The sequence below is a fragment of the Microbacterium oleivorans NBRC 103075 genome, assembly GCF_001552475.1.
Lineage (GTDB): Bacteria > Actinomycetota > Actinomycetes > Actinomycetales > Microbacteriaceae > Microbacterium > Microbacterium oleivorans.
Map to the genome: position 1 here is coordinate 31,389 of NZ_BCRG01000005.1, position 23,204 is coordinate 54,592.

A 23,204-nucleotide genomic window follows, 5' to 3' on the forward strand; every position below is an offset into this window, starting at 1 on the left:
TCCTCACTGGCGCTTCGTCACTGGAGCTTCGTCACGCCTGCGGTCAGACCCGACAGCCATTCCTTCTCGAGCTTCGCGAGCGTGCCGTCCTCGCGGAGCTCGTCGACGGCCGCGCTGACAGCGGGGGTCAGCGGGGAGTCCTTCGCGAGGAGGAGGCCCCACTGGTCCTCGACACCCACCTTGGGGAGCTCGCCGACGATGAAGGAGTCCTCGATGTACGCGCTGACCGCGACGTAGGCGGTGGGAGTGTCGAGGACGACGGCATCCACCTGTCCGGCACCGAGGGCCGCGGTCGCGTCCTCGTTCGAGTTGTAGAGCTTCGGGGTGAGCCCGAGGTCGAGCGCGTCGAGCGTCAGGGCGCTCGTCGAGTTCGCCATGGCGCCGATCGTGATGTCTTTGAGCCCGGCGAGGTCCTTCACGCCGTCGGCCTTGCCGCCCTTGAGGGCGATGATCGACTGGCTCGCGGAGTAGTACGGCGACGAGAAGTCGACGCCCTTCTTGCGGTCGTCGGTGATCGTGTACTGCTGCAGGTTCACGTCGAAGCTCTTCGGGCCCGGCGCGATCGCCGCGTCGAAGCTCGTGCGGACCCACTCGACGTCGTCTTTCGCGAAACCGAGCTTGTCGGCGACGGCGTACGCGACGGCGGACTCGAAGCCCTCGCCCGACTCGGGCTTGTCGTCGTAGACGTAGGGCTCGTAGGCCGTCTCGCCGGTGGCGACGGTGAACTTGCCGGGGGTGACGTAGTCGTCGGCCGACGGCGTGCCTCCCGCGGACGATCCGGCGCCCGGAGCCGCGTTCGACGCGCAGCCTCCGAGGAGGAGGGCGAGGGCCGCAGCGGACGCGACGAGTGCGGTGCGCAGGACGGGACGACGGGACATGAGGGCCTCCGGGGGCGCCGAGCGGGCTCGGACGAGGGGTTCGGGAGGCGCCCGCGGTGCAGATCGCGGGTGCCGCACTCATTCTCGCGTGAGGACGGATGCCGCGGGTCTCGCGGCGTCGCTTTGTTACACGCCCGTCATCGCCGGGGCAGGAGAGGATGGGGAGATGATTCCCGCACGAACGCTGTTGGTCGGTTCCGGACGCATCGGTTCGCGGGTGGCGGAGGAGCTCCGCCGCGCGGGCGGCGGGGTGGTCACGCTGCGGCGGTCGGCGGCATCCGATTCGGACGGGTGGCATCACATCGCCGCGGACCTGTCCCAGCCGCTCGCGGAGGCGCTGCCCGCCGTCGACGCCGTCGTCGTGACGTTGCCGCCGGGGGAGGAGCCCGACTTCCTCGCTGGTGCGATCAGCCGCATCGCCGAGGCCTTGCCCGAGCGGCCGGCACGCTTGATCTGGGTCTCCTCGACGCGGGTGTTCGAGGGGTACGGCGACGAGCGTCCGCTCGACGAGGGCGACGAACCGCGGCCCCGAAGCGAGCGTGCCCAGCAGCTCGTCGACGGGGAGGAACGGGCGAGCGAGCTGTTCGGCGCGACCATCCTGCGTCCTGCCGGCATCTACGGCCCGGGCCGCGACCGGCTGATCCGTCAGGTGCTCGCCGGGACCCCGGTCGATCACGACCGCCGGACCAACCGCATCCACGAGACCGACGTCGTCCGCACGATCCTGACGCTTCTGCAGGCCGACGAGGTGCCCGCCGTCCTCCATGCGGTCGACCGGCGGCCGGCGACGCTCGGCGAGGTGGTCGCATTCCTCGCCGACCGCTTGGGCGTGCCAGTGCCGCCGCGCGGCGAACCCGCCGAGCGGCGCGGGACGATCCTCGATGGGACGCGCCTCGGCGAGGTCGTCGACGGCCTCGCCTACCCGATGTTCGAGGACGGCTACGACGAGATGATCGCGCACCGGGGCTGAGCTCTGGCGGATGTCGGCGGTCGGCGGGAGGATGCGGACATGACGAGCGCGCGGGAGATCCTCGACTGGCTGCTGGACTCGGATCCGTCGCTCAGGTGGCAGGTCGAGCGGGATCTGCTCGGCACGCCACCCGAGCAGTGGGAGGCCACGCGTGCGCGCGTGACGACCGAGGGGAACGGAGCCACGCTCCTTGCGCAGCAAGGGTCTGACGGCCAGTGGGAAGGCGGGGCATACTTCCCGGCCGGGTTCTTCGGCAGCCCCGAGTCCGAGATGCCGGGCCAGCCGTGGACGGCGACGACCTGGACGCTGAAGGATGTGCGCGAGTGGGGCGTCGAGGCATCCGTCCTCGCGGGCACGGCGCAGAAGCTCGACCGCAACAGTCGCTGGGAGTACGACGACCTGCCCTACTGGGGCGGTGAGGTCGACGTCTGCATCAACGCGTTCACGCTCGGGACGGGTGCCTGGCTCGGGGCGGATGTCTCCGCGCTCGCCGCATGGTTCCCCGAGCACCAGCTCGACGACGGCGGGTGGAACTGCGAGGCGGAGGAGGGCGACTCTGTGCGCGGCTCGTTCCACTCGACACTGAATGCCGTCCGAGGAATGCTCGCCCACGAGCAGTTCACCGGCGACACTGCGCTCCGGGCCAGCAGGAAGCGCGGCGAGGAGTACCTCCTCGAGCGGCGACTGGCGTTCCGGTTATCGACGGGCGAGCTCGTCGGCGCCTTCGTCACGGATTTCGTGTATCCCAACCGGCACCGCTACAGCGCGCTCGCGGCGCTCGACCATTTCCGCGAGGCGTCGCTGCACGAGGGTTCCGCTCCCGACCCGCGATTGGCGGACGCCATCGAGATGGTGCGCGCGGCGCGGCATCCCGACGGCACCTGGCACCAGGGCCGGACGCTCGAAGGGCGACGCTGGTTCGACATCGATGCTCCCGAGGGTCAACCGTCGCGGTGGCTCACGTTTCTCGCGCTGCGCGTCCTGCAGTGGTGGGATGCCGCCCGCTGACGAACGCGCGGACGTTCAGCCGCCGGCGCGACCCCACCGGGTCGCGAGCGCCTCGGACCCCCGCGCGAGCAGGGTGACGTCGGCGCCGACCAGAACGAACGACGCGCCCTCGTCGAGGTAGCGCTGCGCGGCATCCGGGTCGAATGCGTTGACGCCTACGGGCTTTCCCGCTGCACAAACGGCGCTGAACGCATCGAGGACGGCGGCGACGACGTCCGGATGCGTCTGAGCGCCGAGTAGCCCCATCGATGCCGCCAGGTCGCTCGGCCCGACGAAGACCCCGTCCACGCCGTCGACCGCGGCGATCTCGGCGGCGTTCCGGACGCCCTCGGCCGTCTCGACCTGGACGAACAGCGACACGTGCCGGTCGGCGTCGGCGAGGTAGTCCTCGACGCGGTTCCAGCGGGCGGAGCGCGCGAGCGCGGACCCTACGCCGCGCCGGCCGTGCGGGGGATACCGCACCGCGGCGACGAGCTCCGCCGCCTGCTCGGCCGTGTCGACCATCGGGACGAGGATGTTCTGCGCGCCGAGGTCGAGCACCTGCTTGATGGCCACGACGTCGCCGATCGGCACGCGCACCACCGCCGTCACGGGGGCGGCCGCGACCGCCTGCAGCTGCGCGAGCACCGACTCGAGTCCGTTCGGGGAGTGCTCCATGTCGATGAGCAGCCAGTCGAGCCCCGAGCCCGCGCAGATCTCGGCGACGAGCGGCGACCCGGAGCACACCCACATGCCCGTGAGGGGACGGTCGGCATCCGTCAGCGCCTCGCGGAACGTCGGACTCAGATGAAACGGCATTCGATCACTCCCATCGGCCCATAGTCGCAGCGCACCTCGTCGCCCTGCGACACCCACATCGGTCGCGTGAACGAGCCGGCGAGGATGATCTCTCCCGCCTCGAGCCGTGCACCGTGCTGGTGGAACTTGTTCGCGAGCCAGGCGACGCCGGTCGCGGGGTGGCCGAGCACTCCCTGTGCGACGCCTGTCTCTTCGATCTCGCCGTTCCGCGAGAGCACGCCCGGCACCCACCGCAGGTCGATCTCATCGGGGCGGCGGTGCTCGGTGCCGAGGACCATCGCGCCGTAGGCCGCGTTGTCGCTGATCGTGTCGACGATCGTGCGGCCCTCGAGCTCGATGTGCGAGTTGAGCACCTCGAGCGCGGGCACCGCGTAGTCGATCGCCGCGAGCGCGTCATCGAGGGTGCAGTCCGGCCCTTCGAGGGGGCGGGCGAGAACGAACGCCAGCTCGACCTCGATGCGCACGTTCGAAAAAAGATCGACCGGGATGCTGTCGCCCGAGTGGTAAACGGTGTCGTCGAACATGACGCCGTAGTCGGGCTCGGTGATGCCGGTCGCCTGCTGCATCGCCTTCGACGTGAGACCGATCTTGCGACCGACGAGACGGCGGCCCGACGCGACCATGCGATCGCGCCACACACCCTGGATCGCGTACGAATCCTCGACCGTCGCCTCGGGGTAGCGAGCCGTGATCCTCGGGATCACGCTGTGCGTGCGGTCGGCCTCGGCGAGCTCGTCGGCGATGCGGGAGACGTCCTCAGCGGAGAGCATCAGAGCTGGTTTCCCAGCTTGTACTCGCCCTGCTTCCAGGACGGCATCGCTTCGTCGTCGCCCTCGCGGGTGTACGAGAATCCGTCGGCACCGATCGTCACGGCCATCTCGCTCCGGTGCTCGCGGGTGCGCACGGGCTGCGGGTTGCCGTCGAGGTCGAGCACGAGGGATGCCTCGGTGTACCAGGACGGCACGACGGGGTTGCCCCAGAAGTCACGGCGCTGGTTGTCATGCACGTCCCACGTGATGACCGGGTTGTCGGGGTCACCCGTGTAGTAGTCCTGCGTGTAGATCTCCACGCGGTGCCCGTCGGGGTCGCGGAGATAGAGATAGAACGCGTTCGAGACACCGTGCCGGCCGGGCCCGCGTTCGATCGCGTCGGAGCGGCGGAGAGCGCCGAGCTTGTCGCAGATCGCGAGAATGTTGTGCTTCTCGTGTGTCGCGAACGCGACGTGGTGCATGCGCGGACCGTCGCCGCCGGTCGCCGCAGTGTCGTGCACGGTGGGCTTGCGCCGCATCCACGCCGCGTAGACCGTGCCGTCCTCGTCTTGGATGTCCTCCGTCACGCGGAACCCGAGGTCCTGGTAATGGCGGACGGCACGGGGGACGTCGGGCGTGACCTGGTTGAAGTGGTCGAGGCGGACGAGTTCGCCGGGGATCTGCAGGTCGTATCGCCACGACAACCGCTCGACGTGCTCGCTCTGGTGGAAGAACTCGTACGGGAAGCCGAGGGGGTCCTCGACGCGCACCGAGTCGCCGATGCCCTTCGTGAAGCCGCCGGGGCGGCGCTCGACGCGGCATCCGATCTCCTCGTAGAAGGCCACCGCCCGATCGAGGTCCTCGGGGGTGCGGACGCGGTACGAGAACGCGGCGACGGCAGCGATCGGCCCCTTCCGCAGCACGAGGTTGTGGTGGATGAACTCTTCCGTCGAACGGAGGTAGATGACGTCGTCGTCCTCCTCGGTGACGTGGAGTCCCAGGATGTCGACGTAGAACTGGCGGGATGCCGCGAGGTCGGTGACCACGAGGTCCATGTACGCGCAGCGCAGGATGTCGGGGGCGGGGGAGGTGGGCGTCTGCACCGGGTCGTCGGTGCGAATGGGGGCTTCTTGCGAGACGAAGAATCCGGAGGAGGTCTTCGTCATTCCGTCGCGGTGGCTCATGTCAGCGTCCTTGCTGGGTCGTCGCGGGTTCAGTTCTTGCCGAACGTGGGGTGGTGGGGTTCTCCGAGCGTGATGTGCACGGCCTGCTGGTCGGTGTAGAAGTCGATGGAGCGGTAGCCGCCCTCGTGCCCGAGGCCCGACGCCTTGACGCCGCCGAACGGGGTGCGGAGGTCGCGCACGTTGTTCGAGTTCAGCCACACCATGCCTGCCTCGATGGCCTGCGAGAAGTTGTGCGCCCGGGTCAGATCGTTCGTCCAGAGATAGGCGGCGAGGCCGTACTTCGTGTCGTTCGCGAGCGCGAGGGCCTCCGCGTCGGTGTCGAACGGCGTGATCGCGACGACGGGGCCGAAGATCTCCTCCTGGAAGATGCGCGCCGTCGGCGGCACATCGGCGAACACCGTCGGCGCGACGAAGTTGCCCTCGGCGAACCCCTCGGGCCGCCCGCCGCCGGCGACCAGGCGCCCCTCGCTCTTGCCGAGCTCGACGTACGACATCACCTTCGCGAAATGCTCCGGGTGCACGAGCGCGCCGACCTCGGTCTCGGGGTCGTGCGGGTAGCCGACCTTCACACGCGTCGCCTGCGCCGCATAGCGCTCGACGAACTCGTCGTAGATCGAGCGCTGAACGAGGATGCGGCTACCCGCCGTGCAGCGCTCGCCGTTGAGCGAGAAGACGCCGAAGATCGTCGCGTCGACGGCCGCCTCGAGGTCGGCATCCTCGAACACGATCGCGGGGGACTTGCCGCCGAGCTCCATGGACAGACCTTTGAGGTGCGGGGCCGCGTTGGCGAAGATCAGCTGGCCGGTCGAGCTCTCGCCGGTGAACGAGATGAGCGGCACGTCGGGGTGCTTCACGAGGGCGTCGCCCGCTTCTTCGCCGAGGCCGTTCACGAGGTTGAAGACGCCCGCGGGCAGTCCCGCCTCTTCGAAGATGCCCGCCCACAGCGAGGCCGACAGCGGCGTGAACTCGGCGGGTTTCAGCACGACGGTGTTGCCGGTGGCGAGCGCCGGGCCGAGCTTCCAGGACTCGAGCATGAACGGCGTGTTCCAGGGCGTGATGAGCCCCGCGACACCGATCGGTTTGCGGTTGACGTAGTTGAGCTGGCGACCCGGGACCTTGAAGGCGTCGTCGGTCTGCGCGACGATCAGGTCCGCGAAGAAGCGGAAGTTCTCAGCCGCGCGTCGCGCCTGACCGAGGGCCTGCGTGATCGGCAGCCCCGAGTCGAACGACTCGAGCTCGGCCAATCGGGCATCGCGCGACTCCACGAGGTCGGCGATCCGGTGCAGCACGCGCGAGCGCTCGCGCGGCAGCATCCGCGGCCACGGACCGTCGGTGAACGCGCTGCGCGCGGCGGCGACGGCGGCATCCACGTCGGCCTTCTTGCCGGCGGCGGCCTGCAGGTAGGTGCGGTTGGTGACCGGCTCGAGCACGTCGAAGGTGTCGCCGTCCGCCGAGTCGACGAAGGCGCCGTCGATGTAGTGCTGAATGCGGGTGGGCAGATCGGCGGGCGTGTGCGGCACCGCCAGGGTGGTTTCTGTCATGTCGTGCGTCCTTGCTCGAGGGTCAGAAGTTGGGGAGGCCGAGCGCCTGGTCGGGGTGCTCGTGGATCATGTAGGCATCGAGAGTCGCCGACCGGTGGCGACGGGCGGCGTGCTCGATATCGCCGAGGGGCGCGCTCCGCTCGATCAGCACGAGGATCTGCTCGTGCTCGCGGACCGACTCCTGCGCACGCCCGGGTACGAAGCTGAACGTCGAGTCGCGGAGGTGTCCGAGCCGGCCCCACTCGGTCTGGACGAGTTCCAGCATCCGCGGGTTCGCACAGCGCTCGAAGAGGGTCGCGTGGAACTCCTGGTTGAGGCGGGTGAACGCGCGCGGGTCGAAGTGGTCGAGCGTCTCGATCATGAGCTCGTTGATCTGCCGCGCTCGGCGGATGTCGGATTCTGTGAGGGCGCGGGCCGAGAGGGCCGTCGCCGTCCCCTCGAGGATCGACAGGGCTTGCATGCTGTAGCGGTACTGCGAGTCGTCGACCATCGCGACCCGCGCGCCGACGTTGCGCTCGAAGGTGACGAGGCCCTCGGCCTCGAGCTGGCGGATCGCCTCGCGGACGGGGACGACGCTCATGTCGAGCTCACCCGCGATGCTGCCGAGAACGAGTCGGTACCCGGGCGTGAACGTCTCCTCGACGATCCGTTCCTTGATCCAGGCGTAGGCCTGCTGGGACTTGCTCGGAGCCGTCTGCACCTCGGTCATCGTGCGTCCCGCTCGGCGTCGAAGCGTGCGCGCCACGTGGCGTTCATCGGGAACAGTCCGTCGACCGGTTCGCCCTCGGCGACGCGAGCCGCGATCCAGGCATCCTCGTCCTCCTGCGCGAGCGCGGCGTCGGCCACCACCTCGGCCAGAGCGGGCGGCAGGACGATGACGCCGTCGCCATCGCCGATGATGATGTCGCCCGGTTGCACGGTCGTGCCGCCGCACGCGATCGTGACGCCGGTGTCCCACGGCACATGCTTGCGGCCGAGGACGGCGGGGTGTGCTCCGGCCGAGTAGACAGGGAGGCCGATGGCCGCGACAGCCGCGGCATCCCGCACGCCCCCGTCGGTGACGATGCCGGCGGCCCCGCGCGCATGGGCCCGGAGGGCGAGGATGTCGCCGAGCGTTCCCGAGCCGGTCTCGCCGCGTGCCTCGATGACGATGACCTCACCCTCACCGACGGCGTCGAACGCGCGCTTCTGTGCGTTGTAGCCGCCGCCGTGGCTGTGGAAGAGGTCTTCGCGGTTCGGCACGAAGCGCAGGGTCGACGCGACCCCGACGAGCTTCGCGTCGGGGTGGAGCGGAGCGACCCCGTCGATCGTGACGTTGTCGAGGCCGTGTTTGCGCAGCTGCTGGGACAGCCCTGCGACGGGGACGCGCTCGAGCTTCGCGCGGAGTTCGGGAGAGAGGGCGGATGCCGCTCCCAGCCCGGCGGCCTCCCGAGACCCCCAGGCCTCCTCGCGCTGCATATCGTCCACCTGCGGGAACGAGCCGAGCGTCCGGTCGAACGGCACGTCGGGTCCGTCGACGACCGTCGTGACGAGGCGCCCAGTGCTCTCCCCGCTGGCGGGGGAGTCGACCTCGATCTCGACGACGTCGCCGGGGACGATGACCGACGAGCCCGCCGGCGTCCCCGTGAGGATCACATCGCCCGGCTCCAGAGTGGTGTGCTGCGACAGGTCGGCGACGATCTGCGCGAGGGGGAAGAGGAGATCGTCGGTCGTCCCGTCCTGAGCGAGCTCCCCGTTGACCCAGGTGCGGACGCGCAGTCGAGTCGGGTCGACGCGGCGGGCGTCGAGCACGGCAGGGCCGAGGGGAGTGAAGCCGTCGCCGCTCTTGGAGCGGACGTTCGACCCCTTGTCGTTCGCCCGCAGGTCGTAGAGGCCGAGGTCGTTCGCTGCGGTCACGCCCGCGACGTGCTCCCAGGCTCGGTCGACTCCCACGCGTCGGGCCGCGGCACCGATGATCAGGGCGATCTCGCCCTCGAAGGCGAGCAGTTCGGTTCCGGCGGGGCGCTCGACCGTGGCGCCCGAGGCGGCGACGGAACTCGACGCCTTGAAGAAGTAAGAGGGGGCGGCGGGCGTCCGTCCGCGCTGCGCGGCCCGGGAACGGTAGTTCAGGTGGACGGCGACGATCTTGCCCGGCCGACCGGGGAGGGCGGCGTAGCGAGGATCGCGGGATGCGGCATCCGTCGCCGTGTCGTCGTTCTGCATCTCGTGAGCTCCCTCGCCCTTGCGTCGTATCTCAAATCGTATATGATCGGGCTGCACCGGACAACCGGGAATCGACGAAGACGTCGGATGACACAGGAGTCAGCATGAGCACTTCCCCCGCCCCTCGAGGGTTCACCCCCACCGGGACCATCGCGACCGCCGCGGACCGCCGCCGCGTCGTGTTCGCCACCGTCGTCGGGACCACCGTCGAGTGGTACGACTTTTTCATCTACGCGACCGCGGTCGGACTGGTCTTCGGCCAGCTCTTCTTCGCCCCACTGGGCAAGGACAGCGTTCTGATCGGCTTCGCCACGGTCGGCGTGAGCTTCCTGTTCCGTCCGCTCGGAGCGTTCCTCGCCGGCCACCTCGGCGACAAGTACGGCCGCAAGGTCGTGCTCATGTGGACGCTCATCCTCATGGGCGTCGCGACGGCGCTCATCGGCGTCTTGCCGAGTGCCGAATCGATCGGCCTGGCCGCGCCGGTGATCCTGGTTCTGCTCCGCATCCTGCAGGGAATCTCCGCCGGTGGCGAGTGGGGCGGTGCGGTGCTGATGGCGGTCGAGCACGCCCCCAAGACGCGGCGCGGCGCGTTCGGTGCTTCGCCGCAGATCGGCGTTCCGCTCGGACTGCTGCTCGCATCGGGCGTCATGGCGCTCATGTCGGCGATCGCACCGGGGGAGCAGTTCCTGCAGTGGGGCTGGCGGGTGCCGTTCCTGCTGAGCGTCGTCCTCATCCTGGTCGGCTGGTACGTCCGCCGCCGGGTCGAGGAGAGCCCTGTCTTCCTCGAGCTCGCCGAGCGCAAAGAGCACAGTCGGATGCCGATCGTCGAGCTGTTCCGCAAGCACGCGGTGCTCGTGATCATCGCCGCGTTCGTCTTCGCCGGGAACAACGCCGTCGGCTACATGACCACCGGTGGGTACATCCAGGGCTACGCGACCAACCCCGAAGGTCCGCTCGGTCTCGAGCGGGGCGAGGTTCTCTGGGCGGTGACCGGGTCGGCCATCACCTGGCTGCTTTCGACGCTCGTCGCCGGATTCGCCTCGGACCGGTTCGGCCGGCGGACGACGTACATCGCGGGGTGGATCATGCAGCTCGTGGGCGTCTTCACTCTCTTCCCGTTGGTCAACACCGGCAACGTCTTCGTCCTGTTCCTGGGACTCGCGATCCTCACGATCGGGCTCGGCTTCACCTACGGACCGCAGGCGGCGCTCTACGCCGAGCTGTTCCCCGCCTCGATCCGGTTCTCGGGGGTGTCGATCTCGTACGCCATCGGCGCGATCCTCGGCGGCGCCTTCGCGCCGACGATCGCGACCGCTCTGGTCGCCGCGTTCGGGTCGACCACCCCGGTCACCTGGTACCTCGCCGGCATGACCGTGCTCGGGCTCGTCGCGACCCTGCTGCTGCGGGATCGCAGCGGCATCCCGCTCGACCCCGATCACGAAGCAGAGCAGTCGGTCAGTCCCGTCCGCGGTCTGACGCGCGCCTGACCTCGACGAGGAGCACCCATGCAGTTCCACCACCACGGCTACGTCTCGGGCGATCCGCGGGTCCTCCCCGCCGCAGGCACCGGGATCGACCGCCCCGACGAACTCCCCGATGAGACGGACGTCCTCATCGTGGGGTCGGGTCCCGCCGGGATGCTGCTGGCCGCCCAGATGTCGCAGTTCCCGCAGGTCTCGACCCGCCTCATCGAGCGGCGAAGCGGTCGGCTGGAGCTCGGACAGGCCGACGGCATCCAGCCGCGGTCGGTGGAGACGTTCCAGGCGTTCGGGTTTGCCGAGCGGATCGTCGCCGAGGCCTACAACATCGGCTACATGAACTTCTGGGGCCCCGATCCGTCCGACCCGCGCCGCATCCGTCGGACGTCTCGAACCGATGACTACGGGCTGAAGATCAGCGAGTTCCCGCACCTCATCGTCAACCAGGCGCGCGTGCTCGACTACTTCGCCGAGGCCGCCGCCCAGGGGCCGGGACGCATCGTGCCCGACTACGGCGTCGAGTTCGTCGGGTTGGAGGTGCCTGAGGATGCCGCGGCCCCCGTCGCCGTCACGGTCCGGCACGTCGACGGTCCGCGAGCGGGGGAGGAGCGCGTGATCCGCGCACGGTACGTCGTCGGATGCGACGGTGCGCGCAGCGGCGTGCGGCAGGCGATCGGCCGGGTCCATGTGGGCGATGCGTCGCTGCATGCCTGGGGCGTCATGGACGTGCTGGTCGACACCGACTTTCCCGACTGGCGCATCAAGTGCGCGATCAACAGCACGGCCGGCAACATCCTCCACATTCCCCGCGAGGGCGGGTACCTCAGCCGCATGTACATCGACCTCGGCGCCGTCTCGGCCGACGACAACCATCGCGTCCGTCAGACTCCCATCGAGGAGGTCATCCGGCGGGCGAACGAGATCCTCCACCCCTACGCGATCGACGTGAAGCAGGTCGCCTGGCACAGCGTCTACGAGGTCGGCCATCGTGTGACCGACGGGTTCGACGATGTGCCTGAGGGGGAGGATCGAGACCCGCGCGTGTTCCTCACCGGGGATGCTTGCCACACGCACAGCGCCAAGGCCGGCCAGGGGATGAACGTGTCGATGCAGGACGGGTTCAATCTGGGCTGGAAGCTCGGTCACGTGCTGACCGGGCTTGCCCCGGCATCCCTTCTCGCCACCTACGGAGCCGAACGGCGGCCGGTCGCGCAGCAGCTGATCGACTTCGACAAGGAGTGGTCGTCGTTGATGGCGCGCAAGCCCGAGGAGATCACCGACCCGGAGGATCTCGCGACCTACTATCTCGCGACCGCCGAGTTCCCTTCGGGGTTCATGACGCGGTACGAGCGGTCGGCGATCGTCGGCGGAACCGAGCACGAGCGTCTCGCTACCGGGTTCCCCGTGGGCAAGCGGCTGAAGTCGGCCGAGGTCGTTCGAGTCGCGGACGGCAACGTCGTGCACCTCGGCCACCACGCGAAGGCGGACGGCCGATGGCGCGTGTACGCCTTCGCGGACCAGTCGTGCGAGAGACTCGCCGACTGGGCGGAGTGGTTCGGCTCGGCATCCGGTCCCACCGCCCGGCACGCTCCCGTAGGGGCTGATCCCGACGCGGTGTTCGACGCGAAGGTGATCTATCCGCGCTCGTATGAGGATGTCGAGATGGCCGCGGTTCCGGGCGTCTTCCGGCCCCACTCCGGCCCGCTCGGGCTCATGGACTGGGAGAAGGTCTACGCGGCGGGGCCGTCGACGTGGACGGATGTCGACATCTTCGCCGAGCGGGGGATTTCGCCGGAAGGTGCGGTCGTGGTCGTGCGGCCCGACCAGTACGTCGCCGCCGTCCTGCCGCTGACCGCGACGGCAGAGTTGGGTGAGTTCCTCGCCGGAGCGCTCCGGCCGGTCAGCTGATCTCGGCGCGCCGGCCGTCGAGCCGTCGCAGATGGTCGCCCGCGCGGCGTAATGCCGACCATCTGCGACGTCTCGGCGCGCCGAGCCGACGTGAAGTGTCGAAATGCCGCTCTCATGACGACACTTTGCGTCGGTTCGACGCGGACGTCGGCAGCTAGGGTCGGGGTGTGGACGCCATCAACCCCCTCATCCCCAGCGGATACGACATCGCGTGGTCTGTCGTCGCGCTCGTGGGCGCTGTGCTGGCGATCGTCGCGCTGGTGTCGCTCGCCCGTTCCGCCCGACACCTCAGCGCACGGCAGGCGCTCGGATGGGTACTGCTCACGATCTTCATCCCGATCCTCGGGCCCGTCACCTGGCTCGCGATCGGCCGACGAGCGCAAGGGATGCCTCCTCGCGAGGCGTGACACGCCGAGAAGCCCCTCGGATGCCGCCTCGTGAACGGCCGCTCGACCTCCGAGTCCGAGCGGCCTTTCCCGTCGGAACCGTGCTCCTCCGCGCGATGGGTGCGAGGACCCGTCTCTGCAGCGCAATAATCGAGCGAGCGGTCTCACCCCGACATCGCCTCTTTTACCCACCCGAGGACGACTAATGGTGTTCCACAGCAAGGCAACGCTCGAGCACTGGGTGGCGGAATTCATTGACGCGCGGAGCGCCGGCGAGGAGATCCGAGTCGCCGTGCAAGACGGTTCCGGCGGAGAGGACACCGGTCTGGTGCTGATCCCTCTGGATAGTGCGCCGAACGAGGTGTGGATCGAACCTCGCGACGAGGGTGACGATCTCAGCTGGCACGTGTTCATCCAGCCGGCGGAACAGACGCTCGAGCTGACGAGCTTCGAGCTCAACGCCCTCACGCACGAACTTCAGATCGCAGCCGAGCTGTGCGCCTTCCTTCAGGAGAAGTCCCTCGGCCACTCCGAGCCGGAACCGGCCGCAGAGTCGGAGTCCGAATCCTCCTCGGCGGAGTGATCCAGCCTCCGGCGCTGGTCCGGCGGAGAACGGTCAGGCTGCAACGCTCCCTTCGACGGCATCCGTCACAGCTTCGAGGAACGCTTCGATGTGGCGGAGTTCAGACGGGCTGAGCTGTTCGGCAACGTCTTCCATCAGCTCATCCAGCGCCCCGAACGTCGCTCGCATCTCTCGTTTGGCGAGCTCCGTGGCCGCCACAGACACTGCTCGTCGGTCGCCGGCCACCACGTGTCGCTCGATCCGTCCCGTGCGTTCGAGCTTGTCGATCATGGTGGTCACCGACGCCGAAGAGATCCCGAGATGCTGGATGAGCGCGTGAGGCCTTGCGGCGTGGTCGCGCTGCTGCATCAGAAAACGGAGTGCCTCGAACTCGTTCGCACTGATCCCTAGGGAGCGCCGCGCACGGGTCAGCATGTCGGACTCGGCCACTCGGTAGTGCCGCAACATGGCGAGGACTCGCCGCGCCTCGTGCCGCGCGACCCGTGGGGTCACATCGCTACTGTTCATCGCGCTCCACTCACGCCGCCTGGCTGAGGCCCACAGTAGTGCGCGCTTCGCGCTTGTCTGCTCCCGTAGCGCGACGCCGTGCCACGTGGTAACCCATGGCTCGGAACAGGCGGGCTCGGTCAGCGCACCGCTGCGAGCACGAGCGGGTCTGAGCAACCTCTCGCAAAGCCCTGGATGCGCCGGTCCATGTCGCGCTGCAGGATGACCGCGCCGATCCGTTCGGCGAGCGGTGCCAGCCATTTCGGGCGGCAGACGAAGTTGTACCGCCACACGGCGAGGGTGCTGCCAGGGTCGTCGGCGGCGGGCGTGAACTTCCAGCCGCCGGCGAGACGCTCGAAGAACCAGGACCCCTTGGTCATCTTCATGCCGACGTTCGATGGCGGGTTGTAGGAGACGTATTCGCTCTCCATCCGGAACCCGAAGCGCTGCACGGTGTAGGTGCGCACACCCTTCCCTGGAGCGGTCGCGTCGCCAATGAAATACTGGCGGCGGATGAAGGGATCCCAGCGCTTGCGGGTCTCGCCCGTGGTCTGCGACACCGCGAACGCCTCCTCAACCGGGACCGGGACGACGCAGCGGGACTCGATGACGGGCATGGACTCATCGTGACAGGCCCGGCAGCCGCCGGGTTGATCCCGATCCACCTACTTTCCTCCCGCTTTCTCCGTCGTGACCCCGGCTACCGGGCGGCTCCCATCGAGAAGACCGATCTGGCTGCGGTCGTTCCGAAGTGCGCTGCCGAAGAAGGCCGTGACGAACGTGCGGGTGAGTAGTCGCTGCTCGCCCTCAGTGAGCTGCGCAGTCGTGCTCGACGCGTCGTAGCAGCGGTGGGGCTGGCCTTTCGGATGTACGGCGTCGTCGTGTGTGGCGACCTGGCCGCCGGACGGAGACCACTGAGTATTGAAGTAGTTGTGGTTCGCCCCGCGGAAGAGCCACCGGTAGGCAGGGTGACGGCTCCCTTTCACCGCGGGTGCGAAGTAAGGATTGAAGGGCGGGTTGCTGACGCCGTCGCACGACCCTCCGATGATGGCGACATCGGTGCCTGTGTTGGTGAACGTGGCGGGGTCGGTGCCGAAGCCGGATGCCGGTGCCAGCCCCAGAACAGCGCGAATCCTGACTCCTGCGGGCCACTTGCCTCGGTTCGCGTTTGCCGCGTACTGAAGGACCGCGCGACCGGCACGGGAGTGACCGAGGAGTCCGACACTCTTCATGTCGACGTGGGTGCGGATACGTGCAGGCAGGACTGCCGACAGGGGCCCTTTCCCCGTTGCCACGAACTTCTGCCACAGGTTCAGGTGCTTGCCGATCAGCGCGGCGCGCGCCTGGTCGCCCTGGAAGCTGCGGGTGTCGATCGCGTTGGCGCCGTTGGCGCCGATGGAGATGACGATGTTGCCTGAGCCGGAGAGTGCGCGGGCGAGGTAGTCGAATCCCCGATAGCTCGGGATCTGCGAGATGCCTTTTGCGCAGGGCCACCGATTGAGGCGGTCGTATGCGGCCGTGAGGGCGTCCTCGGAACTTCTCGGATTCTCGGTGATCTTCTGCGCCTTCGCGTCAGCGCAGGTCGGCCAGTAGCCGGGAACGAGCACGATGACCGGGTGATGGCCCTTTGCTGCGTCGGGTGGCAGATGCACGCGTGCCTGCACCTCCATGGGCGATGGGTGGCCGTTCGCATCGGTCAGATTCGGGACGGAGAAGGACCTGGCCCCGAGGTTGTACTCGAGCGTGGTCGGTGGTCGTTTCGAGTTCTGTTCGCTGGCGTGTGTCACGGAGATGCCGCTTACTCCGAGCCCCGCGACGATGAGTAGTCCGAGGAGGGCTGCCGCTCCGCGTCGTCTGCCCGAGCCGCGGCGAAGGGACTGCACCGTCGGCGATTCGGGAGCGGGTTGTGTCGTCTGCATGGCCCCGAAGCTATGCGCCGATTGTGAGGGGGCGGACAAGAAGATGTCAGGGCTTTGTGTCGCTGGTGTCTAACCCTCGGAGACCGAGGATTGCGTCTCACGCGGTGTGCTGGGACTCTTCGGTCGTGACAGGTGAAAGCTCCTCAGCAGAACGAACGACCGGCGGACTGATCACTCAGCGAATGGCTGCGGAGCGGGGTCGAGCGGCGGCGATCTACTTCCTCGCGGCCGGGTGCTTCTTCCTTGTCCCGGCCTGGGTTCGAGGCTCACGCGATGATCGCGTCAGCCGCACAGGAAGCGCAGCCTGCGCCGAGGAGTTCGGTGCTGACCCGTCAGTGGGAACGCGGCCCGGTAGGGTTTCAGCAACGCGATCGCCGTGGCGCCGCTCGGTAGCCTTCCGCGTGTCCTCGACGGGTGCTCCCATGCCTGCTCCTGCTGTTCCTCTCCGCTCCCTCCCTGGCGAATACGTCATCGCCCGATTCCCCGTCGGGGCGGATATCACTCCGGTGCTGACCGCTCTCGTCGCATCGGCATCGCTGATGTCCGTCACACGGACCGATCAAGAGATCTCGATCGTTTGCGATGTCATCGTTGCTCCGTCGGCCGCGGAACTCGACGGTCCCTGGCGGGCCCTTTACGCCGCCGGTCCGATCCCGTTCGGCCTCACCGGGGTCGTCGCGTCGTTGGTCGGCCCCCTCGCGGAGATCGGCTGCCCGGTCTTCGTCGTCTCGACCTTCGACGGGGACATCCTGATGACGCCAAGCGACCGACATGCCGAAGCTTCGACAGCGCTCGAGGACGCGGGACACACGATCGATGCCTGAGGAATCCGTGGGGATTGCTGAACGACCGATCCTGACATGGCTTCGGTGAGGGCGACCTCGAACGCGACACAGCAATGCCAAGTGGTCAGCAGGGCCGACGCGATACGTCGAGACCTCTCAGTTCTCGAGTTCCTCCAGCTCGACGAGCGCCTGCTGTGCCCTGCGCAGGCGGTCATCCTCCGGCTCGTCCCACCAGTACGGGCCGCGCTCGCCGAGTCCGTGCTTTGCGAGGTCCACTCGTCGGCGGGCCTGTGCCGTGGCGTCCGGATCGCCCTGCGCGCGGCGCACACCTGACCGGCCGCGCCGAGATGGGAGGTCAATGCTGCCACGAGCTCTGCGGGCAAGGAGGGATCGGTACGTCGCCATCGGCGTCCGTTGACGATGAGCCAGCGGTCGTCATCGGAATCTGCGTCGTACGCCATCAGACATCCTTTCGGTCCGGCTCGAGCACATCGATGCTCGCTCTCCGCGCCAGCTCGGGTCTGTTCGCTCGCCCGGATCGAGGGCTGTGCCTCGGGCGAGGGGGCCGCTCACGCGCGGGGCAACCCGAAGGCGATCCTGGGTCAGTTGCTGCCGCCAACCTTGGTGCCGCTGGGCCGGGTGATGCCGTACACCTCGGTGATTCCGGATGGCTCGGGCGCGGGGGTGAACAGCGCAGCAGGCAGCGGTTCGAGGGCGGTGCAGTCAAGATCCGGAAGCGCGAGGGTGGAGTCGACCTTCACAAGTCCGCGCGAGTCCCGTGTCAGTCGGTAAGCGACACCCCTCCCGGTGAGATCGTCAGCGGGTTTGCCGGATTCCGTGGCCCAGTCGGTCGCGACACAGCCGCGTACTTCTGCCGCGTCGTCGCTTTTTCCGTCATATCCGACCTTGACCTCGACGGGAGAGAAGGGGAGTGGCCCGGGATACAGGTCGGTGGCCCCGTGGTTGGAAACGTGGGTAATGACGTCCGAGGCGACGCGATCGATGTACGTCTCCGTCCCCGTCTGCGCCAACTCGGGGATGCTGAAATCAAGCCGATTGCGGGCCACTGCCTCGGCTTCAAGCTCAGCCCGCACGCCCTGCACCCACGGGTCAGCTTCCAGTGGACCAGCTGGGGTGCCGTCCTCCCAAGAAACCTCCGGGAACTCAAGCGGCTCCTGCTCGGCCGCGCAGGAGGTGAGACTGCTGGTGGCGAGGCCGAGAGCGAGTGCGCCCCCGGCGGTGACAAGCACTCTGTTCCGTCCGTGGCTCGAGAAGCGGTATCTGCGCATGCTGCACCTTCCGTGGGGCGCACCAGGAAAACGGCCTTCGCTTTCTCGTGCTCCTCGACGCTATCGGGTGGTGCGCTCAGCGGAACTATCCGGCAGGGCACGCCGCATTCCTCTGAAGTCGGGTGGTCTGACCGTCCAGGCGCTGAGGAGTTCGTGGGCGAGATCGTGTCGCGATGACCAGGAATGTGAGAGCGAGGGCATCGAACTCTCGTACCAGGGTGCACCGACGTCCGAGGTCGGTGCGATCGCGACGGTGGCAGCAGCAGCGCGCCCGCCAGTGGTCCCGCTGCCGGCGGCGATGTCGCTCGTCCCCTCCGCCGGAGCAAGGAGACGATCAGTAGTTCACGACTCGTCACGGAAGTCGGAGATCGTGCGTTCCTCGAGGCGCGGTTCATCGAAGACAACGTCGCAGCCTTCGCTCTGGGGCGACTGAGCCTCGAATCCAACCTCCAGCGGCTCGTGCGCGCTGGGGAGCGAGAATGCGCGGATCAGCTCCCACCGTTCGCCGTCTAAAGACGCATGGAAGGCGAAGACGGTCCCCTTCCGAGACACGCGCAGGTGCACGTGTTCACCATCGACGGTGAAGGCGTTGGCGTCGTCGGACACGCGATTGTTGACGACGCTGACGATCATGCCCTGCCCGCGTGGAGAGAACTCGAAGCAGAGCTTCGCCCACGTCTCACGATCGTGGCGCACGAAAAGTACGCCGGCATCGAATGTGCCCGCGAAGCGCACGCGGACCCGCGCGCTGAGCTGGAAGTCGCCGGCGGGAGCGTCGGTGAGAAGTGTTGCGGCGTTGTGCAGCGTCGAAGAGGTGACCTGGCCGCCGTCGTCGCCGCCCGGGTCAGTGAAGATGTCAGTGCCCGGGATGCTGGACACGCGGATGCTGCCCGAGGCAGGATCCACCGACCAGCGGTCGTCGGGGAACGGTCGAAATGGGGTCTCGATGGTGGGGATGTATACCGTCATGCGATCACAGTATCGAAAAACCGTGCATGTGCACGGTTTACAGAGGCATGGACACCGCTGCCTGGAAAGCAGCGCCTTCCGTCGTGCGCACCCGAGCAATGCGGCAGAGTCCATTCGGGCCCGCCGAAAACGATCGTTTTCGACCGCATCGCGTGATTCAAAGGGAAGCGGGCCGTAAACGGCGTCCGTTACGACGTGGAGGCAGACCGCCCCCGCGCGCAGGGGCGGTCTGCCTCCACGTCCGCGTTGTGGAGAAGGCCGCCCACTTCCTCGACGAGGGACTCTCGCTCAAACTCGGTGAGAGCCTCTAGCGGGTAGCGAGCGTAATCCTCTCGGAATTCGTAGCCGTCGCCAGGCTCCCGAGGGATCACGTGAAGATGCGCGTGTGGCACACCCTGGTCGGCGGCAGGCCCGTTCGACATAAGAAGGTTGGTTGCCACAGCTGCATCGAGGACGCGCCTGATGGCGCGGTCGGCAGCCTGGGCGAAAAGGGCAACCTCGGCTACCTCCGCCGTAGTCATCGAGGCCAGGTCCAGCGCGTGCCGGATCGGGATCACGAGAATATGACCCCGATTGATGGGGTGCTTGTCGAGCACCACCAAGCTGCGGCTACCCCGAGCGATCACGTCGAACTGGTTCTCCGCGATGTTCTGGCAAAAGGCACATTCGTCATCGGCCACATTCGGCGACGATACGTTGCGACACGGCCCGCCGAAAACGATCGTTTCTGGCGGGACCGGAACCGTCGGCGCTTTAGAGGCGCCACAAACGATCACCGAAAACCCCTACGGCAGGGATTTTCGGCGCATCGCTGCGAGGGGCGCGGTGTTGAATCCGACGCCGGCCCGCGAGACCTGTTCGGTGTCGCGGGCCTTCGCGTGCAGGTCAGCCGCGGTCGCGTGCCATTCCTGCTTCGGTGTTACGGGTGCCGACCGTGATGCCGTGCGGGGATGCGGCGTCGATGCGTTCGAGGTCGTTGGCGGTGAGTACGACGTCTGCGGCGGCGGCGTTCTCCTCGATGCGCGCGGCTTTGGCGGTGCCGGGGATCGGCACTGTGCCAGCCTGGATCAGCCACGCGAGCGCGAGCTGCGCCGTGGTGACGCCCTTTTCGTCGGCGATGACCTTGAGCGCTGCGACGACGCGGAGGTTCGCCTCGATGGCCTCGTCAGAGAACCGGGGAAGGTTGCGGCGGGCGTCGCCTTCAGGCAGGTCGTCTTTGCGGGTGACGGTTCCGGAGAGGAATCCGCGCCCGAGTGGGGAGAAGGGTACGAACCCGACGCCGAGCTCCGAGGCTGTTTCGAGGACGCCGTTGTGCTCGGCGTCGCGCTCGAAGAGGCTGTACTCGGACTGGATCGCTGTGATCGGGAACGTCGCATGCGCCCGACGAAGCGTCTCGGCCGAAGTCTCTGAGACGCCGATGTAGCGCACCTTGCCAGCAGCGACGGCTTCGCTCATCGCGCCGATGGTCTCCTCAATCGGCACTTTCGGGTCTGCACGGTGGAGGTACCAGAGGTCGACGTGGTCGGTACCGAGGTGCCCAAGGGACCGGTCGATCGCACGGCGCGCGTGTTCTGGGGAGCCGTCGAGGCCGATTGGTTCGCCGTCGTCGGTGAAGTCCGTCGCGAACTTCGATGCAATGACCACACGCTCCCGGTCCGTGCCGAGGACGCGACCAAGGAGTCGCTCGTTCTCGAACGGCCCGTACGCCTCCGCTGTGTCGAACAGGGTGATCCCGAGGTCGAGCGCTCGACGGATGGCTTCGGTGGAGCCTGCTTCGGTGGCGCCGCCGTAGAAGGCGCTCATGCCCATGCATCCGAGCCCGAGCACGGAAGCCTGAAGGCCTTGGGAGCCGAGAGGGATCTGCTGCATGTGGTGTCCTTTCCTCGCCGGGGTGCCCCGGGCGAAGACAACCTTCCACACTGGTGTGCACACCATGTCAAGTGGCAGACTCAGTTCCATGCTGCTTCCCGAGGTCCACGTCGACGAGCCCGTCACGATCAGTGTCGCTGCAGACCTCCTCGGCATCACCGTCGACACCATCCGCTACTACGAGAAGGAAGGCATCGCGCCCGCGCCCGACCGTGGTCCGGACGGGTGGCGACGGTACGACACGGCCGCGTTGAGCTGGCTCGCCGGAACGGTGATGCTCCGCGGCACGGGGATGAGCGTGCAAGAGATGCGCGAATACGCGGCGGCGTACCGGGCCGGTGCTGATCATGCCGAGCGTCTTGCGCTCCTCGAACAACACCACTCGGCCGTCCTCGCCCGGCAGGCCGAGGTCCAGCGTCACTTGGCGGCGCTGGAGCGGAAGATCAAGGCGTACCGCCAGACCATCGTCGCGACGAGCGACAGCGCCCGACCGGTTGCCTGACGGCTCTGTCGGGTCAGCCGTCGGCTTGTGGGGGGCGCGATCAAGACACACGCATCGCTGCGAGAACGACGATCTCTGCGGAAGTGCCCACAGGGATGACTCCGCCGAAAACGATCGTTTTCGGCGGTTGCGTTCGTTGTCAGTCGCGGCCTGAGCCTCCTTCTTCCATCCAGTCGCTGATCCGCGCGCTGTCGTCAAACACGACGCCCATATCTCGTTGCGTGAAGGCGACGGAGGCGGCGAGGACGGCGACCGACGCGGCTCGCGCCATTTCCAGGTCCGACGAGTCCTGGAAGTGGTGGGCAGCGACGTCTCGCTGGATCGACAGGTATGTGTCGATGTCGGCGAGTCGCTCCGCGATCACCGAAGCGAGGCCGTCGCGGAGTTCCTCGAGATTGGTGTTGTCTATTTCGAGTCGGCGGTCAGACACATGGAGCTCCGTCGTCGGATACCCATGCACAGAAAGTTGCGCGCGAGTCTCGTCGCCTTCGATGGCGGCAACCTCGTCAGGCCCCACCCTGCGGGTGAAGACCGCGTCGACTTTGTAGCGTTCGGGTGCGCCCGGGGTCATCAGATCCGGCGGAAGGGTGGTGAGAAGTATTGATCCAATGCCCAGCAACGCGGGGTTACTCCCCGGGATCTTCAATTGTGCATTCATGAACTGACGTTACGCCTGCCGGCTGAGCGCCGCACAGGTTCCGGCGAACGCACAACACCACCGCTCATAGGGGTGGGTAGTGTGCGATCGAGACGGGTTGACGTGCCCTTGACGCACCCCGGCGACGTGTCTCTGAGGGGTTTTCGGGGGACGCTGGTTCGGATCCGGCTGCCGGCACCTTCGGAATCTCGCTCTGCGCCGCATCTCTTGTTTTCACCCGTTTCGCGAACCTACGCCCCGCGATCGACACGGGGGTCACACGGAGATAGTCGTACTTTGCAGTAGGGCTCAACGACACCAGGGTTCGAATACCCGCCGCGCGGATCTCCGAGTCGGTCTCGACACTCTCGGCCGCTCCCCGGAGGACGACGCTCCAATGAGACGTTGAATCCTCTCCGTCGATCTCGAAGGCGCCGACAGGGTGCACCGTCGTTGCAAGCAGCTTTGATCCTGGCGCCGACCGGATGTAGACCGAGCCGCCGTGAACGGCGTAGTTCACCGGAAAGATGTCAGGCATCCCATCGACACCGATCACCGCCAGCCGGCCGACGCTGCTCCCCTCGACGAGGCTCCAGCACTGGGCTGTGGTCAGCCGGAGAACCTTGTCTCGGCTACCGCGGCCGGTTCCTCTCGATCGCCCTCGACTGCCTAACGAATCGGAGGATCGATCCAAACCTGAGGGCGTGTCCACCATTGCTCCTTGACCACAGAGAATCTGGATCGGTCGTGTGGCGTGGGGACCCCGCCAGCCATGCGCACTGGGGGTTGCGCTGACTGCAGAAAACGAGATCCCCACTCGAACGAGTCCGCGCGAGTCATAGCTCCGCGCTTGCACCCCTGCCGTCCAGAAAACGAGGACCCCCTCGCAATCAGCCCCCAGACGACTGCAAGAGGATCCACCCTTTCCGAAACACGAGGATCACGTCCAAGATGCAGGGGGGGGTTTTGTAGCAGGGACGGTTCCCGAACCCTTCCCTGTTGCTGACAGTGTCACGTAATCGCGCCCGGCGATAGGGGCACAGTCACGCCGACGTCGATCTGA

General features: G+C 67.7%; 24 protein-coding genes and 1 pseudogene. 8 read left to right on the top strand and 17 right to left on the bottom strand.

Annotation, left to right across the window (positions count from 1 at the left end):
* Nucleotides 1-17: 17 nt before the first annotated feature.
* Complete coding sequence (locus MO1_RS07150; RefSeq protein ID WP_060915644.1) at nucleotides 18-878, bottom strand: ABC transporter substrate-binding protein; 861 nt, start codon at nucleotides 876-878, stop codon at nucleotides 18-20.
* A gap of 166 nt (nucleotides 879-1,044) precedes the next feature.
* Between MO1_RS07150 and MO1_RS07155 the strand changes: the two genes are divergently transcribed.
* Both MO1_RS07155 and MO1_RS07160 read left to right on the top strand, forming a co-directional pair.
* Nucleotides 1,045-1,848 (top strand): NAD(P)H-binding protein, encoded by an 804-nt coding sequence (locus tag MO1_RS07155; RefSeq protein ID WP_060915645.1) that lies wholly within the window; start codon nucleotides 1,045-1,047, stop codon nucleotides 1,846-1,848.
* A gap of 39 nt (nucleotides 1,849-1,887) precedes the next feature.
* Complete coding sequence (locus tag MO1_RS07160) at nucleotides 1,888-2,856, top strand: hypothetical protein (protein WP_060915646.1); 969 nt, start codon at nucleotides 1,888-1,890, stop codon at nucleotides 2,854-2,856.
* Nucleotides 2,857-2,871: 15 nt separating this feature from the next.
* On the opposite strand, the gene MO1_RS07165 is transcribed toward MO1_RS07160, so the two are convergent.
* From MO1_RS07165 to MO1_RS07190, 6 genes are read right to left on the bottom strand one after another with little or no spacing between them, the layout of a single operon-like run.
* Nucleotides 2,872-3,654: an HpcH/HpaI aldolase family protein gene (locus MO1_RS07165; protein WP_036312962.1), complete on the bottom strand. Its 783-nt coding sequence runs from the start codon at nucleotides 3,652-3,654 to the stop codon at nucleotides 2,872-2,874.
* Nucleotides 3,639-4,424, bottom strand: a complete 786-nt coding sequence (locus MO1_RS07170) for a 2-keto-4-pentenoate hydratase (protein WP_060915647.1) — start codon at nucleotides 4,422-4,424, stop codon at nucleotides 3,639-3,641. Before MO1_RS07170 ends, MO1_RS07165 begins: the two co-directional genes overlap by 16 nt.
* Complete coding sequence (gene hpaD, locus MO1_RS07175; protein WP_036312958.1) at nucleotides 4,424-5,587, bottom strand: 3,4-dihydroxyphenylacetate 2,3-dioxygenase; 1,164 nt, start codon at nucleotides 5,585-5,587, stop codon at nucleotides 4,424-4,426. The genes MO1_RS07170 and hpaD overlap by 1 nt, the downstream gene beginning before the upstream one ends.
* Before the next feature lie 29 nt (nucleotides 5,588-5,616).
* On the bottom strand, nucleotides 5,617-7,128 hold the full coding sequence (gene hpaE, locus MO1_RS07180; protein WP_060915648.1) for a 5-carboxymethyl-2-hydroxymuconate semialdehyde dehydrogenase: 1,512 nt from the start codon (nucleotides 7,126-7,128) through the stop codon (nucleotides 5,617-5,619).
* A 22-nt stretch (nucleotides 7,129-7,150) separates the two neighbouring features.
* On the bottom strand, nucleotides 7,151-7,837 hold the full coding sequence (locus tag MO1_RS07185) for a GntR family transcriptional regulator (protein ID WP_036313284.1): 687 nt from the start codon (nucleotides 7,835-7,837) through the stop codon (nucleotides 7,151-7,153).
* Entirely contained in the window at nucleotides 7,834-9,330 is a 1,497-nt protein-coding gene (locus MO1_RS07190; RefSeq protein ID WP_060915649.1) for a fumarylacetoacetate hydrolase family protein, read from the bottom strand. The genes MO1_RS07185 and MO1_RS07190 overlap by 4 nt, the downstream gene beginning before the upstream one ends.
* Nucleotides 9,331-9,434: 104 nt before the next feature.
* Between MO1_RS07190 and MO1_RS07195 the strand changes: the two genes are divergently transcribed.
* The 4 genes from MO1_RS07195 to MO1_RS07210 all read left to right on the top strand — a co-directional run bounded on the left by MO1_RS07195 (nucleotide 9,435) and on the right by MO1_RS07210 (nucleotide 13,685).
* A complete protein-coding gene (locus MO1_RS07195; protein WP_060915650.1) occupies nucleotides 9,435-10,817 on the top strand; it encodes an MFS transporter in 1,383 nt (460 codons plus the stop codon).
* Nucleotides 10,818-10,835: 18 nt separating this feature from the next.
* Nucleotides 10,836-12,716 (top strand): FAD-dependent monooxygenase, encoded by a 1,881-nt coding sequence (locus MO1_RS07200; protein ID WP_060915651.1) that lies wholly within the window; start codon nucleotides 10,836-10,838, stop codon nucleotides 12,714-12,716.
* Between the two features lie 167 nt (nucleotides 12,717-12,883).
* Nucleotides 12,884-13,123, top strand: a complete 240-nt coding sequence (locus tag MO1_RS07205) for a PLD nuclease N-terminal domain-containing protein (RefSeq protein ID WP_060915652.1) — start codon at nucleotides 12,884-12,886, stop codon at nucleotides 13,121-13,123.
* 184 nt (nucleotides 13,124-13,307) lie between these two features.
* A complete protein-coding gene (locus MO1_RS07210) occupies nucleotides 13,308-13,685 on the top strand; it encodes a hypothetical protein (RefSeq protein WP_060915653.1) in 378 nt (125 codons plus the stop codon).
* A 33-nt stretch (nucleotides 13,686-13,718) separates the two neighbouring features.
* On the opposite strand, the gene MO1_RS07215 is transcribed toward MO1_RS07210, so the two are convergent.
* The 3 genes from MO1_RS07215 to MO1_RS07225 all read right to left on the bottom strand — a co-directional run bounded on the left by MO1_RS07215 (nucleotide 13,719) and on the right by MO1_RS07225 (nucleotide 16,090).
* Nucleotides 13,719-14,114, bottom strand: coding sequence for a MarR family winged helix-turn-helix transcriptional regulator (locus MO1_RS07215; protein WP_255209238.1), 396 nt, complete (start codon nucleotides 14,112-14,114; stop codon nucleotides 13,719-13,721).
* Between the two features lie 197 nt (nucleotides 14,115-14,311).
* Nucleotides 14,312-14,788, bottom strand: coding sequence for an SRPBCC family protein (locus MO1_RS07220; protein WP_060915654.1), 477 nt, complete (start codon nucleotides 14,786-14,788; stop codon nucleotides 14,312-14,314).
* A gap of 48 nt (nucleotides 14,789-14,836) precedes the next feature.
* A complete protein-coding gene (locus MO1_RS07225) occupies nucleotides 14,837-16,090 on the bottom strand; it encodes an alpha/beta hydrolase (RefSeq protein WP_157526382.1) in 1,254 nt (417 codons plus the stop codon).
* A 422-nt stretch (nucleotides 16,091-16,512) separates the two neighbouring features.
* Here MO1_RS07225 and MO1_RS14740 point away from each other — a divergent pair, with 422 nt between their 5' ends.
* On the top strand, nucleotides 16,513-16,914 hold the full coding sequence (locus MO1_RS14740; protein WP_076708785.1) for an ACT domain-containing protein: 402 nt from the start codon (nucleotides 16,513-16,515) through the stop codon (nucleotides 16,912-16,914).
* Between the two features lie 117 nt (nucleotides 16,915-17,031).
* Here MO1_RS14740 and MO1_RS14475 read toward each other — a convergent pair.
* From MO1_RS14475 to MO1_RS07255, 5 genes and pseudogenes are all read right to left on the bottom strand, one after another.
* Nucleotides 17,032-17,336 (bottom strand): annotated as a pseudogene (locus tag MO1_RS14475) (biopolymer transporter Tol).
* Between the two features lie 141 nt (nucleotides 17,337-17,477).
* Nucleotides 17,478-18,125 carry a hypothetical protein gene (locus tag MO1_RS07240; RefSeq protein ID WP_060915658.1) on the bottom strand — a complete coding sequence of 216 codons (648 nt, stop codon included), beginning with the start codon at nucleotides 18,123-18,125 and terminating at the stop codon, nucleotides 17,478-17,480.
* Between the two features lie 381 nt (nucleotides 18,126-18,506).
* On the bottom strand, nucleotides 18,507-19,133 hold the full coding sequence (locus tag MO1_RS07245) for a DUF1349 domain-containing protein (RefSeq protein ID WP_036312926.1): 627 nt from the start codon (nucleotides 19,131-19,133) through the stop codon (nucleotides 18,507-18,509).
* A gap of 188 nt (nucleotides 19,134-19,321) precedes the next feature.
* Nucleotides 19,322-19,813 carry an HIT family protein gene (locus MO1_RS07250; RefSeq protein ID WP_060915659.1) on the bottom strand — a complete coding sequence of 164 codons (492 nt, stop codon included), beginning with the start codon at nucleotides 19,811-19,813 and terminating at the stop codon, nucleotides 19,322-19,324.
* A gap of 205 nt (nucleotides 19,814-20,018) precedes the next feature.
* A complete protein-coding gene (locus MO1_RS07255; RefSeq protein WP_060915660.1) occupies nucleotides 20,019-21,002 on the bottom strand; it encodes an aldo/keto reductase in 984 nt (327 codons plus the stop codon).
* Between the two features lie 88 nt (nucleotides 21,003-21,090).
* Between MO1_RS07255 and MO1_RS07260 the strand changes: the two genes are divergently transcribed.
* On the top strand, nucleotides 21,091-21,504 hold the full coding sequence (locus MO1_RS07260; protein WP_052009495.1) for a MerR family transcriptional regulator: 414 nt from the start codon (nucleotides 21,091-21,093) through the stop codon (nucleotides 21,502-21,504).
* Between the two features lie 139 nt (nucleotides 21,505-21,643).
* On the opposite strand, the gene MO1_RS07265 is transcribed toward MO1_RS07260, so the two are convergent.
* Both MO1_RS07265 and MO1_RS14990 read right to left on the bottom strand, forming a co-directional pair.
* Nucleotides 21,644-22,162, bottom strand: coding sequence for a hypothetical protein (locus tag MO1_RS07265; RefSeq protein ID WP_052009494.1), 519 nt, complete (start codon nucleotides 22,160-22,162; stop codon nucleotides 21,644-21,646).
* A gap of 64 nt (nucleotides 22,163-22,226) precedes the next feature.
* Nucleotides 22,227-22,856, bottom strand: a complete 630-nt coding sequence (locus MO1_RS14990; protein ID WP_081417013.1) for a pyridoxamine 5'-phosphate oxidase family protein — start codon at nucleotides 22,854-22,856, stop codon at nucleotides 22,227-22,229.
* Nucleotides 22,857-23,204 lie beyond the last annotated feature (348 nt).